The 14,196-nt window shown below is 66.5% G+C and carries 9 protein-coding genes; 2 read left to right on the top strand and 7 right to left on the bottom strand.

Translation table 11 applies throughout. The features are described from left to right. Positions 1-4: 4 nt before the first annotated feature. From ACZYZ9_RS22210 to purB, 6 genes are all read right to left on the bottom strand, one after another. Positions 5-4,171 carry an aminotransferase class I/II-fold pyridoxal phosphate-dependent enzyme gene (locus ACZYZ9_RS22210; protein WP_463828438.1) on the bottom strand — a complete coding sequence of 1,389 codons (4,167 nt, stop codon included), beginning with the start codon at positions 4,169-4,171 and terminating at the stop codon, positions 5-7. Next, a complete protein-coding gene (locus tag ACZYZ9_RS22205; RefSeq protein WP_463828437.1) occupies positions 4,171-4,446 on the bottom strand; it encodes an acyl carrier protein in 276 nt (91 codons plus the stop codon). The genes ACZYZ9_RS22210 and ACZYZ9_RS22205 overlap by 1 nt, the downstream gene beginning before the upstream one ends. Before the next feature lie 12 nt (positions 4,447-4,458). Then, complete coding sequence (locus ACZYZ9_RS22200) at positions 4,459-6,228, bottom strand: fatty acyl-AMP ligase (protein WP_463828436.1); 1,770 nt, start codon at positions 6,226-6,228, stop codon at positions 4,459-4,461. 119 nt (positions 6,229-6,347) lie between these two features. Further along, positions 6,348-8,597: a serine/threonine-protein kinase gene (locus tag ACZYZ9_RS22195; RefSeq protein WP_463828435.1), complete on the bottom strand. Its 2,250-nt coding sequence runs from the start codon at positions 8,595-8,597 to the stop codon at positions 6,348-6,350. A gap of 195 nt (positions 8,598-8,792) precedes the next feature. Beyond that, positions 8,793-10,043: a cytochrome P450 gene (locus tag ACZYZ9_RS22190; protein WP_463828434.1), complete on the bottom strand. Its 1,251-nt coding sequence runs from the start codon at positions 10,041-10,043 to the stop codon at positions 8,793-8,795. After that, on the bottom strand, positions 10,040-11,458 hold the full coding sequence (gene purB, locus ACZYZ9_RS22185) for an adenylosuccinate lyase (protein ID WP_463828433.1): 1,419 nt from the start codon (positions 11,456-11,458) through the stop codon (positions 10,040-10,042). The genes ACZYZ9_RS22190 and purB overlap by 4 nt, the downstream gene beginning before the upstream one ends. A gap of 180 nt (positions 11,459-11,638) precedes the next feature. Here purB and ACZYZ9_RS22180 point away from each other — a divergent pair, with 180 nt between their 5' ends. Continuing rightward, complete coding sequence (locus ACZYZ9_RS22180) at positions 11,639-12,394, top strand: DUF429 domain-containing protein (protein ID WP_463828432.1); 756 nt, start codon at positions 11,639-11,641, stop codon at positions 12,392-12,394. Here ACZYZ9_RS22180 and ACZYZ9_RS22175 read toward each other — a convergent pair. Beyond that, positions 12,348-13,013 (bottom strand): TetR/AcrR family transcriptional regulator, encoded by a 666-nt coding sequence (locus tag ACZYZ9_RS22175; protein ID WP_463828431.1) that lies wholly within the window; start codon positions 13,011-13,013, stop codon positions 12,348-12,350. The two genes, ACZYZ9_RS22180 and ACZYZ9_RS22175, sit on opposite strands and share 47 nt — an antisense overlap. 55 nt (positions 13,014-13,068) lie before the next feature. Between ACZYZ9_RS22175 and ACZYZ9_RS22170 the strand changes: the two genes are divergently transcribed. Then, the gene (locus ACZYZ9_RS22170; RefSeq protein ID WP_463828430.1) at positions 13,069-13,980 is read left to right on the top strand and encodes an alpha/beta hydrolase-fold protein; all 912 of its coding nucleotides are present in this window, start codon (positions 13,069-13,071) and stop codon (positions 13,978-13,980) included. Positions 13,981-14,196 lie beyond the last annotated feature (216 nt).

Raw genomic sequence — 14,196 nt, 5'->3', positions numbered from 1 at the left:
GTCCTCACGCCGCCGGCACGAGCGCGAGCTCCCCGGCGAGAACCCGCACCGCGTAACGGATCTGCTCTTCAGTGTGTTGACTGGTGATGAAGAACCGCAGCCTCGCTTGATCCTCGGGCACGGCCGGGTAGAGGATCGGGTTGGCGTTGACGCCGTGCCTGAGCAGTGCGTGCGACAACCGCAGCGCCGTCATCGAGCTGCCCACGATGCACGGAATGATCGGGGTGCCCTGACTGTCTCCGGTGTTCAGGCCGGCTTCCCGGGCCAGCCTCAAGAACAGCGCCGACGACTCGTGCAGACGCTGCAGGTGGCCTGATTCGCTGCGCATCACCGTGATTGCAGCAAGTGCCGCGGCCGCGATGGCCGGCGGTAGGCCACCGCTGAAGATGAACCCCGGCGTGGTGTATTTGAGATATTCGATCAGCTCCCGGCTTCCCGCCACGTAACCACCGCAGCCGGCCAACGCTTTCGACATTGTGCCGCACCATAATTCGACGTCGGCGCGGTCGACGCCGAAGTGTTGCCCGACGCCACCGCCAGCGGCTCCGAGCACACCGATGCTGTGCGCCTCGTCGATCATCAACAACGCCTGGTGTTTTTTCTTGACCTCGATGAAGGCGGGCAGGTCGGCGACGTCCCCGTCTTGGCTGTAGACGCCCTCGATCACGATCAGCACGCGGCGGTACTGGTGCCGGATTTCGGTCAGCAGCTCGTCGAGCGCGGCGGCATTGTTGTGCGGGAAGGGTCGGCGAGTGGCCCCAGATAGCTTGCAGCCCTGCACGATACTGTCATGCGCGAGACTGTCGTGGATGACGAGGTCGCGGTCGCCGAGCAGGTGTCCGATCACCGTCACATTGGTGGCGTGCCCATTGACCAGAGCCAGCGCATCCTGGGTTCCGAGCAGATCGGCCAGTTCGCGTTCGAGCGCACGGTGGATCGGCTTCTCGCCGGACAGCATGCGGGACGCCGAGCAGGAGCTGCCATATCGGCGCACTGCGTCGGCCATGGCCTCAGCCACTGCCGGGTGACCCGACAGGCCCAGGTAGTTGAAACTGGCGAAGTTGATCACCTCGACACCGTTGATGATCGAGGTGTCGGTGGTGATGCCGTCGTTCACCACAAAGTACGGATTGTCGACGCCGGCGGTGTCGACCAGTGAGATCCGCTCTGCCAGCGCTTTGACCTCCTCGAAATCGCTGATCCGGAATTGCGGGGTGACCGCGGGCGGCTGCGTCGCTTCCTCGGCCGGCTCGCCTACGCTGCCGCCGGCCATGGCAACCACATCGGCGATCATCGTGTCCGGTCCGAAGGCCGCCAGATCAACCTGGCGACCGGGCAGCTTGCGTTTCAAGCCGCTGATCAGATCGGTCACCATGATGGAGTCGAATCCAAGGTCGCCGACGATGGTCGACGACAGATGTAGCCGCGCCGCGGGAAACCCGCTGACGCGGGCGATCTCGGCCCGCACCACGGCGCTGATGTCCACCTGCGACGGTGATTCGAGATGCGTAGTCAGCTCGGCCGGCAGGTCGATACCGCGATATGCGGCGAGCACGGCCGCCTGCTCGCGGAACAGTGCCACCAGACTTTCCATCGTGGGCTCCTTATCGGTGTCGGTGCCGGTGTCGTGCCGGGACGTTGGACCGGCTTGTTCGGTGATCCGGTAGCGGTTCGCGGTGCTGAATTCATATCCGCCGAGTCGGTGCGCCACCCTGGCATCGGCGGGATACAGGGTGTCCCAGTCGGGGTTCAGTCCGTCGCGGTACAGCGCCGCGGCGGTTTCGGCCACACCGCGAGCCACCGACAGGACGGGTGGCGCATCCGGATGGGATCGGATGATCATCGGCGCCAACGTAGGCCGGGAACCGAACTCCACCAGGTGGGTCGGGTGCGTCTGTAGCGCTTCGGTGACCGCGGCACCGAACCGGACGGTGGCCCGGACGTGCGCCGTCCAATACTGCGCGTCCATCGGTTCGTCGCGATCGGGAATGCCACCGCGCAGAGTGGAAAACATCGGAATCAACGGCAGCTGGTAGCGGCACTGCGTGGCTACGGCCGCGAACTCCGCGACCATCGGCTCCATCAACTCCGAATGGAAGGCGTGCGACACGTCCAGCCTTCGTGCGCGGATACCTGCCTCGGCACACCATGCCGCCGTGCGCTCGATGGCGTCCAACGCACCGGACAGCACTATTTCGCCGTCGCCGTTCACGGCCGCGACATCCATTGTGCGGAACGGAAGTTCGTTGACCGATGCGTGTATCGCCAACATGCCGCCGCCGGCGGGCAGCCGCTGCATCAAACGTCCGCGTGCCACGACCAGTCGGCAGGCATCCTCGAGACTGAACACCTCGGCGACAACCGCGGCGGCGTACTCGCCGATGCTATGGCCGAGCAGCCAAGCCGGTTCGGCACCGACCGCGGCGAGCGCCTGCGTCTGCGCATACTGCGCGGCGAAGATCGCCGGCTGTGCGAATTCGGTGCGATGCACGCGGTCGTCATCCATCAGCCGGCCGATGCGTGCGCCGAGATACGGCAGCATCGTGCTTTCGACCCGGTCGAACGCGTCGCGGAATGTGGCACTGTCCTCGTACAGCGCCCGGTGCATGCCCGGATACTGCGTGCCCTGTCCGCTGAACAGCCAGCCCGCCGAAATCCCGCCGGCGGCACCGGTGTCGAAGTCTCCTGCGCGCAGTGCCGCGACGGTTGCGGCGCGGTCGCGGGCGGCCAATGCCAGGCGCACCTTGCCGGTCGCCTTGATCTTGTTCGTCGACCAGCACAACTGCGCGAGCGGTGCGGTGCTGTTCTCCAGGTCCTCGGCAAGCCGAACTGCGTTGCGGTGCAGTCCTTCCGGTGAGTCAGCGGACAGCGTCACGATCCCGCCACCGGTAGTGGCCGGGACGGGCGCCGCGGAAGCGGCGCTGGCGAGCACCACGTGGCTGTTCGTGCCGCCGATACCGAAACTGGACACCCCGGCGTAGACCACGTCCGCCGGCAGTGCCATGGGCTCGGACAGCAATCGCAGTCCACCGTCGCCCAGCCGTAGCGCAGCGTTCTCGTCGTCGGCGAAGCGCGTGGGCGGCACCATCCGGTGATGCAGGCTGAGCACCACCTTGATCAGGCCGGCGATCCCGGCGGCGCCTTCGGTGTGACCGAGGTTGCCCTTGATGGACCCGATCACACAGGGCTCTTCGCGTCCCCGCCGATGGGCGTGGGCCAGCGCCTTCACCTCGATCATGTCGCCAAGCAACGTCCCGGTGCCGTGCGCCTCGAGGAAGCTGATCTGGGCGGGGACGATGCCGGCGGCACGACAGGCCGCTTCGACAACCTGTTGCTGCGCCCACCGATTCGGCGCGGTGACGCCGTTGCTGCGGCCGTCGCTGTTGACCGCGCTGCCTTTGATCACGGCATAGACGGGCAAGTTTTCGGCCACCGCGTCGGCCAGTCGGCGCAATACGATGACGGCTACGCCCTCACCGCGCCCGATCCCGTCGGCCGCCGCGCTGAACGGTTTGCAGCGACCGTCCGGGGCGGCCAGCCCGGCCTGCGTATAGAACGCGTTGATGGCCGGGGTGAGGGTGAGGTTGACCCCCGCGGCCAAGGCCTGGTCACATTCGTGGTGCCGCAGCGCCTGAGCCGCCAGGTGCACCGCGACAAGTGAGGATGAGCACGCGGTGTCCACCGCGAGACTGGGACCTTTGAGGTCCAACTGGTAGGACAGCCGATTGGCGGTCATGAAGTGGCCGTTGCCGGAACCGGTTTGAGCGGTGATCCGGGTGTAGTCGCGCATCTGCAGATGTGCCCATTCGGCCGCCATCACACCGACGAACACGCCGGTGTGGGAACCAGCCTGTCCGCGCGGGTCCAGCGTGGCGTTTTCGATTGCCCGCCAAGCGGTGTGCAGCAGCAGGCGTTGCTGCGGGTCCATTGCCGCGGCGTCCCGCGGCGTGATGCCGAAGAAGTCGTTGTCGAAGGCGTCGGCCTCGGCGATCAGTCCGGCATTGCGGTGGTTGAGGATTCCGGAGTTCTGCAGTGCGGCGCCATCCCAGCGCTCGGACGCGGTGATCTCGTCCACCCCGTCGCCGCCTTCGAGCAGCAGCTGCCACAGTGCGGCCGGGTCAGTTGCTCTGGGAAAACGGCAGTCGAGGCCGACAACGGCGATGTCGGTCATCATGCGACTGCTTCGTCGACGCGGCCGACTCGCTCTGCAACGGCCGTGCCGATGAATTCGGCGATGTGCGACAAGGTGGGATAGTCGAAGATCAGCGTCGGCTCGACATCGATGTCGAAGTGCGTCTCGATCTCGCCGGCCAGGCTCACCGCGCGCACCGAGTCGACACCCATGTCCGCCAGGGGTACGAAGGGGTCCAGTGCCGGTGCGACTTCGAGGGCGGCAGCCAGTCGAATAGTCAACCAGCGCAGAGTGTTACGGTGTTGGGCAGTCATCGAAGCTCCTCATCAGATGGCGTTGTGGCTGTGGTGCAGTACGTGGGACAGGTGGGAACGTAGGAACGCCGTACGCATCGAAGCTCGTTGCACCTTCCCACTGGTGGTGAGGTGGATGCCGCCGCGTTCGACGAACACCACGACGGGCGCGGGAACCTCGAAAGCCCCTGCCACGGACCGCTTCACTGTGGCGGCCAGCTCGGCGTAGGTGACCTCGCCGAGCAAGCTGCTCTTGACGGTGTGAATCACCACCGGTCGTTCGCCGCCGTCCACGTCGACCGAGAACGCGACCCCCCGTGCACCCGTCAACGCCGGGTGCAGTGTCTGGACGTAGTCCTCGATGTCCTGGGGGTAGAGGTTGCGTCCGTTGACGATCAGCAGATCTTTGCGGCGGCCGGTCACGTAGAGCTGCGCGTCATGCAGGAATCCGAGGTCGCCGGTCCGCAGGTACGGGCCGGTGCCGTAGTCGGTCAATGCCGCAAACCTGTCTGCGGTCTCGACCGGCTTGCCGTGGTAGCCGGCGGCGACACTTCGACTGCGCAACCATATTTCGCCGACCCGACCATCGGGCAGTACCGTGCGGGTGTCGGGGTCGACGACGAGCACCTCGATTCCCGGCCCCGGCTCACCGGAACTGACCAGACGCACACTGTGGTCCGTGCCGGCTTCATAGCGATTGCGTTCGAGGGCATCGGTGTCGGCGTCGAGATGGCGCGGTGCGCCGCGACTGACGGTGGCCAGTAGGGTCACTTCGGCCATTCCGTAGGCCGGACGTAGTGCCGATGGCGAAAAGCCGTTCCGGGCAAGCAATCCGGTGATCCGTTCAATGGTGTGCCACCGGATGGGCTCGGCACCGTTCAACGCGACTCGCCACGACGCGAGGTCCAGCCCGGCGAGTTGCTCCGGCGTCACCCGGCGCGCGATCAGGTCATAGGCGAAATTGGGCGCAGCGGAATGTGTTCCGCGGTAGTCACTGATGGCCCACAGCATTCGCAGCGGTTGTTTGAGGAATGCCAGCGGCGACATGGTGACAGCGTTTGCGCCGGTGACGAAGGAAAGCAGCACACTGAACAGACCCATGTCGTGGAAGTGCGGGACCCAACCGACCACTACGGCTTGGTCAGTCACGTCCAGCGCGTGCGCGATAACCGCCTCGTTGTGCAACACATTGTCATGGGTGACGGCGACGCCCTTGGGGTCACCGGTCGACCCGGACGTGTACTGGAGCAGGACGACTGTGTCGGGCGTGATTTCAGGCATCGTCCACGCATCGGCATTCACGGGTGGTCGGTCGTCGTCGGCGCTGCAGGTGATCGGGCGATCGAGACCGAGGGCGCCGATGCCCGTGGCGATCACGGCCCGCAGCTCGGCGGAAGTCAGCACCAGACTGCTGTCGGAGTCGCGGAGGATAGCTGCGACGCGTTGCAAGCTGCGTTCGTCGTGCGGCAACGGCGCGGGGACCGCCACGACACCGGCGTAGACGCAGCCCAGGAACGTCATCCAAAACTCGATGCCTGGCTCGAACAACAGCAGTACCGGCCGGCTGGTCTCCGGGCGGGACTTCAGCCAGACCGCCACCGCACGGGCACCGCGGTCGAGGTCAGCGAAGGTGACGCGTTCTTCGATCATCCTTCGTCCGGACTCGCGCAGAAAGACGAAATGCCGGCTAGCGCCGTAGGTTTCGAATTGCGACCGCAGGCAGCAGACCAGATCAAGGTGCGCGGTTGCCGGCAACGGCGGCCGAACGGCCTGTGCTATCCCGGTTGCTTCCGGACCCACCATCTCCGCACTCCCCAGATTCGCTGCACTGTTGAACAGCAATCTGGTGGGCGGGCCTCAAAGCATTCTCAACAATTTCTTGGCGTCCTGCGGTTTCGGCACGCAGGCGTATGCCCGCAGGCTCAGGCGCTGTTGACGAGGATGGCGTACTGCGCCGCCGCACGCTGGCGCGCGTCCTTGTCCTCGTTGCTGTGCACCCACCCGATGTAACGTCCGAAATTCACCGCACACTCGAACCGACTGTTGGCGTTGTCGGCCACGATTTCCTGTTTCTGTTCGTAACAGCGGGCGCCGGGAATGTCGTTGGGCGGCGGCACCTCGTGGTCCATGTACTCCCCCCGCTCGGCCTCGACCAGCTTGGGCAGCAACGTCTTGGCGGCCTCTTCATCCTTGGTCCGCAGCAAGACGCTGTCAGAGCTGAACGCGCACCGGTCGATTCCGGCTTCAGCGTACAAACCGTCTTTGCGGGCTTGGCTGTCTGCACAGAAACCGGCAGCATGCGGGCCCATACTGCCGAAATTGAGTGACACTCTGGGCTGGTCTCCGGCGAAGAAAAGTCGGCTGAGCATCCGATCGGGATCGATCGGCATCGAAGTGAGGTCGACACCGGCACCCGGAATGAGTCTGCCCACCAGCGGCAACTGCAGGTCCAAGATCCGCTGCACGCGATTGGTCAGATAAGACAGGTCGGGGTTGTTGTCGCTGCGAACCGCAATGGACATCACCAGCCTGCCCGAGGCCATGGTGGCGCCGACCGACGGGGACCCGGGCCGATAATGAGCCTTGGCCTGCGGATAGCCAGGTATGGGAGTGGCCTGGTTTTCGGGGTTGACGGCGAAGTCCACTGAGTCCATCTCCACGGCGGCCCGGGCGGCGGCGTCGTCGTTGGGGAAGCTCGTCAACATGATCACCGCCAGATCCCCGGTGCGGTCGCGGACGAACTCTTGGAAGCGCTTGGAGATCCCTTCGATGAAATATCCGGAGATCATCCCGTACTTCTGCAGAACCGGTTGCGTCAGTGGCGTTCCGGTACCCGAAATTGCGGTGGCAGCCAGTTCCGGGTCTGGGACCGCCTGTCCGTAGACATGGTCCAGCAGGGGGTCGACGGCATAAGGGTCGGTGACACCCTCGGCAAGGCGGTAGGCCTCCAAAAAGCGGCCTTCATCTGCAGTGGCCGGACCGGGCAGGGACCGCGGCTTCGTGCCGTAGCGCCCCACATCGAGTTTGCTGATATCGGTGGAATCCGCAGTGGAATCACCTTTGGTCAGCTGCCAGATAGCCAGGCCCGCCACGATCGCGACGACGAGCACGACGGCAGCTGCGATCGGCAGCCATCGATTACGCTTGCCCGACAGCGCCTGTGGCCCGAAGGTCGATGGGCCGCCGGGCCCGGCGGGGCCGGGCGGATAATACTGGGGAGTCGGCTGTGCCCAGGGTTGCTGAACCGGCGGTTGCGTGGATGATGTTTGCTGTCCGGGTGTGGTCTGCACCGTGGGTGCGGAACTACCCGGAATGGTGAAGGTCGCCGTCGCGCTGCCCAGGCTGGCGAGAGCCTCCTCCGCCGCGCGGGCGAACTCGCCGCTGGTGGCGTATCGGTCGTCGGGGTTCTTGGCCAGGGCGCGCGAAATCACCTCGTCCAGCGCCGGGGGCAGTCCCATGCGGGAACTCACCCGGGGTGGCGGTTCGGTCAAGTGCGCCCCGACCAGCGTCGCGGTATCGCCGGAGAACGGCGGGTTCCCGGTGAGCGCCTCGACCAGAACGCACGCCAGCGCGTAGGTATCGGATCGCGGGGTGACTGCGCTCCCGTCGCCGCGGAACCTTTCCGGCGCCATGTATGTCCACGTGCCCAGCACGTCACCCATCTGGGTCAGCTTGGTTTCGGTGGCCGCGTTGGCGATACCGAAGTCCACCAGATACGCGAAATCGTCGGCGGTGATCAGAATGTTTCCCGGTTTCACGTCGCGGTGCAGCACTCCGGCGGCGTGGGCGGCATCCAGTGCCGAGGCGATCTGGCGCACGATTGACACCGCTTTGTGCGGCGGCAACGGACCGGAACGCTGCAACAGGGTGTCCAGGTCGGTGCCGTTGATCAGCCGCATGTCGACATAGAGTTGCCCGTCGATCTCGCCGGTCGAGTGGATCGGCACCACATGCGGGTCCTGCAGCCGTCCGGCGATGCGGGCCTCCCGCTGTAGCCGCTGCCGGTAAGCCGAATCCTGGGCGTAGGGACCCGAAATGAGTTTCAGCGCAACAACTCGGTCCATGGTGGTGTCCTGTGCTTCGTACACAGTCCCCATACCGCCGCTGCCGATCACCCGCTTGAGCAGATACGGGCCGAATTGCGTACCGGCTTCTAACCGTGTCTCGTCCATCGCTGCTCCTGCTACCGGGCACCGCTCGCCGGCCACCAGCCCCGGCGACTTCTCGACGGCGCACGCACCACCACCGTGCCCACGCCGCAGTGGCATCCTAAACCGGCAAAGGCGTTATTAGCCGGGTCACGGGCTGAAAATCTGGTTGCCGGTCCCGGTCATGCTCCGGTGCCGGACTCGATACCGCGAGCCGGATCAGGCCCCGTGCAGTTCCACGACCAGGTGCCGGATGCCGGTGTGCCGGTTGCTGCGGGTCCATTCCACGGGTTCGACGATCCGCACGGCGGCGAACCGCGACAACAGTTCCTCGTACAGCACCCGCAATTCCAAACGGGCCAGATTCGCCCCCAGGCAGTAGTGCACGCCCTGCCCGAAACCCAAGTGCGGATTAGGCTTTCGGCCGATATCGAACACGTCGGCGGCGTCGAAGACGTTGTCGTCGCGATTGGCCGAGCCTTCCCAGATCTGCACCTTCTGTCCCGCCGAGACGACCTGCCCGCCCAGGGTGACGTCGTGCGTGGCGGTGCGCCGCTTGGACGGCGACGGCGAGGTCCACCTGACCATCTCTTCGATCGCCGTCGGCAACTGGTCGAAATCTGAACGCAGCGAATGGAATTGGTCAGGATGCTCGGCCAGCGCCAACAGCCCGCCCGCGATCGCGTTGCGGGTTGTCTCAGCGCCGGCACTGAACAACAGGCTGAAGAACAGGTACAACTCCAGATCGGTCATGACCGGGGTATCGGCGTCGGCTGCCGTCGCGTTGGCGACCACCGACAACATGTCGTCGGTGGGCTCAGCGCGTTTGGCGGCGATCAACTCCTGTCCGTAGGTGAACATCCGCGTCCCGGCTTCCTCGAGCGAGAGCTGCGCCAGCGACGCCTTGCGCGACGCACCGAAGTCGAACTGCGGCTCGATCGCCTCGAACAGCCAATGACGTTCGGACTCCGGCACTCCCAGCAATATGCAGATCATCTGCATCGGCAGTTCGGCGGCGATTTCGACGACGAAGTCGAGCGGCTCACCCGGCACTACCGCGTCGAGCAGTCGCCGGGTCCGGGCGCGCAGGTCGTCCTCGACGCGCCTGATCATCCGCGGCGTCAGTCCGGAACTGACGAGCCGGCGGATTTGCCCATGCCGCGGATCGTCCATCATGTTGAGCACCTGGCCGGCGATGGCCAGGTCTTGCAACAACGTGCCGCCGAATGGCCGGTCACCACCCGTCACTGACGAGTAGGTGGCTGGATCTCGCAGCACCTCAAGGGTTTCCGGGTAGGTGGCCACCGACCAGAAGCCTTCGCCGTCCGGGGTGTTATCGGTCGGCTCGTGCCAGTACACCGGCGCCTCGCGGCGGTGTACGACGAACAATTCGTGCGGGAACCCGTGGGCGAAGTTGTCCAGATCGGTGAAATCGATCGCGGACAGCGCGTCGGCACGAGTAGCAGTCACAGAATTGCCCCCGGCGTGTACTTGGCCGCCTCCGGATAACGCCCGACCAGTTGGTCCACCAGTCCGGCGACCTCGTCGACCTGGTCAGCGGCGGCACCGGTGAATGCGTTCCGGTCGGCCAGCGCCGCGTCGAGCGCGGGCCGGTCCAGCGGTAGTCGGGGGTCCGCCGCCAAGCGGTCGAGCAGGTCGGGTTCGGCGCCGCGTTCGCGCATGGCCAGCGCTGTGGCCACCGCATGTTCGCGGATCACGTGGTGGGCCGACTCGCGGCCCATCCCGGCGCGTACCGCCGCGATCAACACTTTCGTGGTGGCCAGGAACGGCAGATACCGGTCCAGCTCACGCTGGATCACCGCGGGGTAGGCACCGAACTCGTCCAACACCGTCAGGAACGTCTCGATCTGGCCGTCGACAGCAAAAAAGCTGTCCGGCAGGGTGACTCGGCGCACCACCGAGCAGAACACGTCCCCTTCGTTCCACTGTGCGCCGGCCAGCTCGGCGGCCATGGACGCATAACCGCGCAGCACCACCTGCAGTCCGTTGACCCGCTCGCAACTGCGGGTGTTCATCTTGTGCGGCATTGCCGAGGAGCCGACCTGGCCCTCGGCGAAGCCTTCGGTGACCAGCTCGTGGCCGGCCATCAACCGGATGGTGTGCGCGAACGACGACGGTCCGGCACCCAGTTGCACCAGCGCGGAGACCACGTCGTGGTCCAGCGAACGCGGATAGACCTGCCCGACGCTGGTCAGCACGGTCGAGAAGCCGAGAAATGCGGCGACGGACCGTTCCAGTTCGGCGAGCTTGGCCGCGTCGCCGTCGAGCAGGTCGAGCATGTCCTGCGCGGTGCCCATCGGCCCTTTGATGCCCCGCAACGGGTAGCGGTCGATCAGCTCCCGCAGTCTGGTCAGCGCGATCAGCGTCTCCTGCGCGGCCGAGGCGAACCGCTTGCCCAGCGTGGTGGCCTGGGCGGCGACGTTGTGGCTGCGCCCTGCCATGACCAGGTCGCGGTAGGACACCGCCTTCTCCGCGAGCCGGGCCGCCACCGCCACCCCGTGGGCGAACACCAGTTCCAGCGATTGCCGGATCTGCATCTGCTCCACGTTCTCGGTCAGGTCGCGGCTGGTCATCCCCTTGTGCACCTGCTGATGACCGGCCAGCGCGTTGAATTCCTCGATGCGGGCCTTGACGTCGTGGCGCAGCACCCGTTCGCGCTCCGCGATGGAGACGAGATCTACGACCTCGAGCACCCGCTGGTAATCGGCGATCGCTTCGGCGGGAACCTCCACCCCCAGCTCGGCCTGGGCCTGCAGCACGGCCAACCACAGGCGCCGCTCCGCGACCACCTTGGCTTCCGGCGACCAGATCGCCACCATATCGGCGCTGGCATAGCGGCTGGCCAGCACATTCGGAATGCTCACAGGCACACAGCTTACGGTTCGCTTGCCCGGTTGACGCTGCGCTGGTGGCGCGTGCGGGGTTGACCCTGCGCTGATGGCGCCGGCCGCTCGGCCTCGTGGCTGACTCTGCGCTGGTGGCGCAAAAGTTCGAGTAAGCGCCACCCTGAACGCAGCGCCAACGCGTGCTAGTTACCTCTAACCATGTTCTTCGCCGGCGTGGACCTGGCCTGGGCGGGCCGCAACCCGACCGGTGTGGCGGTGCTGGATGACGATGGTGTCCTGCTGAGCGTCGGTGCTGTCCGCGACGACGCGCAGGTGCTGGCGGCGCTGGGGCGCTGTGTTCAGGCCGACTGCCTGGTCGGTTTCGACGCGCCCCTGGTGGTGACCAACCCGACGGGCCAGCGCCCCGCCGAGACCGCACTCAACCGGGATTTCCGCAGGTTCGAGGCGGGTGCGCATCCGGCTAACACCGGAAAGCCGGAGTTCTCCAACGGTCCGCGCGCGGCGCGCCTGGCCGGGGCGCTGCAGCTGGACCTGGATCCGTACTCAACAGCTGCCCGGCGTGCGATCGAGGTCTACCCGCACGCGGCGACAGTGGCGTTGTTTCGGCTGACGCGGACGCTGAAGTACAAGGCAAAGCCCGGGCGCGACGTCGAGGGTCTGAAGTCCGAACTGCTGCGGCTGATGGACGCCGTCGAGTCGCTGGCGACCGCGCCGGTGCCGCTGCACGTCACCGGCAACGTCGAGTGGACCTCATTGCGACGCGGAGTCATTGCGGCCGAACGCAAAAGCGAACTACGGCGGGCCGAGGATCCGGTGGACGCCGTCGTCTGTGCCTATGTGGCGTTGTATGCCAGCCGGCGCCCGGCCGACATCACCATCTACGGGGACGCGGCCACCGGGCACATCGTTACGCCGTCGCTACCGGCGGATTTGGCTCCGGGGCCGCGAGGCTGATCCGCACCGGCGGCTGGTCGACCGGTGCGAGCACGTCGATCAGGTCGATCACCGTCGCCGATGCCGCCGCTCGCGGGTCGCGACCCTCGACCAGCGCGGAGACCACCGACCCGTCGACCGCACAGATCAACGTGCACACCAGCTCGATCTGCACCGACCGGCCGGACCGCTCGATTGCTTCGGCGACCGCCTCAGCGCGCTGCCGCAGGCTGCGGCGCATGCTTTCCCGCAGCGCGGGCAGGCGGGTGCAGGCGATATGACGCTCGTACCGGGAAATCAGCTGCTCCGCGAGTCCCGGGCCGGACACATCACCCACCAACAGGTCAACCAGCACTTCGGCGGTGGTCTCGGGCCCCCGGCGGCGCCGCGACAGGGCGTTGACCCTGGCGCGCAGTTGCGCCACCTCGATCATCCCGATGTGTTCGACCGCGCGGGCGATCAAATCATCCAGCGAGGAGAAGTAGTAAGTGGTGGACGCCAACGGCAGGCCCGCCCGCCGGGCGACAGCCCGGTGACGTACCGCTTCGAACCCGCCCTCGCCGAGCAGCTCGGCGGCAGCGCTCACCAGCGCGTACCGCCGACGTTCTCCTTTTGGAGTAACTGCTGCTGTCACGTCCACCCATGCTGCCAGTCAAAGTGGTACTGCATTGCCATTTTCGCGAAACGGACATGGCATGATGGCCCGCATGCCTGACATCAGCCGTCGGACCGTGTTGGGCCTCGGCGTCAGCGCGGTAGGCGGCGCAGTCGGCGCATATGCGTTCGACATGCTGTTTCAGGCCCGTGAGTCCGCGGCTGCACCGATGGCCCAGACTGGGACAAACGTTCCATTGGCCCCGGCACGGCCGCTGGATCCGGCGCCGTCCGGACAGGTGGCTCCGACGATGACGACCGGGTCGTTCGTGTCGGCCGCGCGCGGTGGGGTGTCCACGAATTGGGCGATCGCCCGGCCGCCGGGCCAGACCAAGCCGCTGCGGCCGATCATCGCTTTGCACGGCAAGGGCAACGACGCCGCCACGGTGATGGCCGGAGGCGTCGAGCAGGGCGTGGCGCAGGCGGTCAACGCCGGCCTGCCGCCGTTTGCGGTGGTCGCGGTCGACGGCGGCGGTGGCTACTGGCACAAGCGGGCCTCCGGCGAGGATGCCGGGGCGATGGTCCTCAACGAGCTGATGCCGATTCTGGACGCGCAGGGACTGGACACCTCGCGGGTGGGATTCCTGGGGTGGTCCATGGGCGGCTACGGCGCGCTGTTGCTCGGCGGGCGATTGGGAGCGGGGCGCACCGCGGCGATTTGTGCGGTGAGCCCGGCCTTATGGACCTCGCCGGGGGCGGCCGCGCCGGGCGCGTTCGACGGACCCGAGGATTACGCGGCCAATTCGGTGTGGGGCATGCCGGCGCTGGCGTCGATCCCGATCCGGATCGACTGCGGCGACAGCGACCAGTTCTATGCGGCGACCAAGCAGTTCATCGCCCAGTTGCCCAACCCGCCGGCAGGCGGTTTCTCGCCGGGCGGGCACAACGGCGGATTCTGGAGCTCGCAGTTGCCGGCCGAATTGACGTGGATGGCGCCGCTGCTGACGGCGTAATGGGTTGGGTACGCCGCGGGCTACCTGACTGACTCTTTTGTCTGTCACGCCAGCGTGGCACTCGGCGGTGAATGCCACGCCAGCGTGACACTCGGCGCCGCCACCCTCGCCGATCGCCCAGCCGTCACGCCAGCGTGACACTCGGCGGTGAATGCCACGCCAGCGTGACACTCGGCGCCGCCACCCTCGCCGATCGCCCAGCCGTCACGCCAGCGT

Source organism: Mycobacterium sp. IDUB_28 (assembly GCF_055419285.1).
This window is presented reverse-complemented; position numbering and strand designations above follow the sequence as displayed.

Coding starts and splice junctions, on each gene's coding strand:
- ACZYZ9_RS22210 (WP_463828438.1), bottom strand. CDS start 4,171: ATGACCGACATCGCCGTTGTCGGCCTCGACTGCCGTTTTCCCAGAGCA.
- ACZYZ9_RS22195 (WP_463828435.1), bottom strand. CDS start 8,597: ATGGACGAGACACGGTTAGAAGCCGGTACGCAATTCGGCCCGTATCTG.
- ACZYZ9_RS22200 (WP_463828436.1), bottom strand. CDS start 6,228: ATGGTGGGTCCGGAAGCAACCGGGATAGCACAGGCCGTTCGGCCGCCG.
- ACZYZ9_RS22205 (WP_463828437.1), bottom strand. CDS start 4,446: ATGACTGCCCAACACCGTAACACTCTGCGCTGGTTGACTATTCGACTG.
- ACZYZ9_RS22170 (WP_463828430.1), top strand. CDS start 13,069: ATGATGGCCCGCATGCCTGACATCAGCCGTCGGACCGTGTTGGGCCTC.
- ACZYZ9_RS22180 (WP_463828432.1), top strand. CDS start 11,639: ATGTTCTTCGCCGGCGTGGACCTGGCCTGGGCGGGCCGCAACCCGACC.